This is a genomic window from Erythrobacter sp. HI0063, assembly GCF_001635685.1.
In the GTDB taxonomy this organism is placed as follows: Bacteria; Pseudomonadota; Alphaproteobacteria; order Sphingomonadales; family Sphingomonadaceae; genus Qipengyuania.
Genome location: NZ_LWFF01000223.1, coordinates 1 through 323, shown reverse-complemented (window position 1 = coordinate 323; position 323 = coordinate 1). Strand labels below are relative to the sequence as shown.

The window sequence follows — 323 nt, the reverse complement described above, 5'->3', positions numbered from 1 at the left end:
GGCGTCGCTAGATTGAGACATTGTCTCATCGAGTTTCCCCATACCCGTGAGTTTCCCAATGATTACCCGTTTTCTTGCCAATTCCGCGCTCTCGTCGCTCGGCCTGTTCTGCCTGCCGACACTCGCAATGGCTCAGTCCGCGACAGTCGATGGCCTACCGGTCGTGGCGGCGGAGCAAGGCGATGCTCCCATCGTCGTCACCGGTGTGCGGCAGGCCTATCGCGGTGATTTCGCGCTTTCCGAAATTCCGCAATCCATCGATGTCATCAATGCCGGGACGATCGAGGAAAACAGCATCATCCGGCTGAACGATGCGCTCGACC

Annotated in this window: 1 pseudogene; it reads left to right on the top strand. The window is 58.5% G+C overall.

The features are described from left to right. Positions 1-58: 58 nt before the first annotated feature. Positions 59-323, top strand: a pseudogene (locus A3736_RS07155) (hypothetical protein); the annotation flags it as partial.